2 protein-coding genes are annotated in these 1,392 nt (G+C 72.9%); one reads left to right on the top strand and one right to left on the bottom strand.

Annotation, left to right across the window (positions count from 1 at the left end):
* Positions 1–148: 148 nt before the first annotated feature.
* Entirely contained in the window at positions 149–583 is a 435-nt protein-coding gene (locus O4J56_RS31960) for a VOC family protein (RefSeq protein WP_270690973.1), read from the bottom strand.
* Positions 584–695: 112 nt separating this feature from the next.
* On the opposite strand from O4J56_RS31960, the gene O4J56_RS31955 reads away from it, so the two are divergent.
* Positions 696–1,304, top strand: a complete 609-nt coding sequence (locus O4J56_RS31955; protein WP_270690972.1) for a TetR/AcrR family transcriptional regulator — start codon at positions 696–698, stop codon at positions 1,302–1,304.
* Positions 1,305–1,392 lie beyond the last annotated feature (88 nt).

Here is a 1,392-nt window from a genome sequence, read left to right as displayed (position 1 = left end):
GCACCACCTGGCCTGCGCGGCCCGCATCGCCCGCACCCTCATGCGCCGCGCCGGTCCATGACAGGACCGAGAACCCGCCCCCACCCATCACCGACGGCGGGGCCCTCCCGCCCACGGGAGGGCCCCGCCGAAGTTCTGACGGCCCCGATCAGGCACCCGGGTCCGCGGCGTACATCTCCGCGTACTCCTCGCTCGGCGGTACGACCGTGATCACGTCCACCAGCACCCCGTCCGGCGCGGCGACGATGAAGTGCCGCTGCCCGAACTCCTCCGTGCGCAGCGGCAGCACCTCGCTCAACCCCTCCTCTCCCACCAGCCTGCGGTGCTCCGCGTCCACGTCGTCGACCTCGAAGTTGAGCAGTAGCCCGCCCTGGACAGGTGCGCGGTACCCCTCCGGCAGGGTCGGGTGCGCGGCGTCGAGCAGGGCCAGCTCGTACTGCGGCGCGTCCGGGCGGTGGAGGCTCACGTACCAGTCGGCCTCGAAGGTGACCTCGAAGCCGAAGTGCCCGGTGTAGAAGCGGCGCGCCTCGGCGACGTCGCGCGTGGCGATCACGGGGTAGAAGCCTGCGAGCTTGGCCTGCATGTCCTGTTCTCCCTGTCTCCCGCTCCCCGAGGGCTCGTTTCACATACCCCGGGTATGTGAAATGGGACGCTAGCATACCCGGGGTATGTGAAACGAGGGGAGTGAGCCGGGCATGGCCGGAACGCGGGCCGAGCAGCGGGCGGCGACACGGGCGGCGCTGCTGGCCGAGGGGCGGCGCAGGTTCGCCGCCGACGGCTACCACGCCGTGGTCCTGGCCGACGTGGCGGCGGCGGTGGGCGTCACCAAGGGGGCGGCCTACCACCACTTCGCGAGCAAGGCGGGGCTCTTCCGGGCCGTGGTCGCCGACGTCCAACACGAGCTGGGCGAGCGGGTCGCCGGAGCCGCCGACCGGCACGACGACCCGTGGGAGCGCCTGCGGGCCGGGTGCAGGGCCTTCCTGGCCGCCGGGAGCGACCCGGTGGTGCGCAGGATCGTCCTGGTCGACGCCCCTGCGGTGCTCGGCTGGGACGAGTGGCGCGCCATGGACGAGGACTCCTCGGCCCGCCACCTGGCCGAAGCGCTCGGAGACCTGGTCGAGGCGGGCGTCATCGACGACCAACCCGTCGAACCGCTGGCCCGACTGCTCTCCGGGGCGATGAACGAGGCGGCCCTATGGCTGGCGCGGTCGCAGGCCCCGGCCCCGGACGCCCTCGCCCGGACGGAGGAGGCCCTGGACCGCCTCCTCGCCGGACTGCGGAGCCGGACGGATCGGCCGTCATAGCCGTCCGGTCTGGCCGCCCGGGCGGCACATATCGGCGGGTGTGCTCGGCGTTGATCTCGGGAGAAACGACGCTACCGGGCCGCTTTTA

It is taken from the genome of Nocardiopsis endophytica (assembly GCF_027706725.1).
In the GTDB taxonomy this organism is placed as follows: domain Bacteria; phylum Actinomycetota; class Actinomycetes; order Streptosporangiales; family Streptosporangiaceae; genus Nocardiopsis_A; species Nocardiopsis_A endophytica.
Note: the sequence above shows the minus strand (reverse complement) of the source record. Positions and strands in the feature narration are given on the sequence as shown.

Bases quoted from the DNA above. Each gene is read 5' to 3' on its own strand.
- O4J56_RS31960 (WP_270690973.1), bottom strand. From the start codon at position 583: ATGCAGGCCAAGCTCGCAGGCTTCTACCCCGTGATCGCCACGCGCGAC.
- O4J56_RS31955 (WP_270690972.1), top strand. From the start codon at position 696: ATGGCCGGAACGCGGGCCGAGCAGCGGGCGGCGACACGGGCGGCGCTG.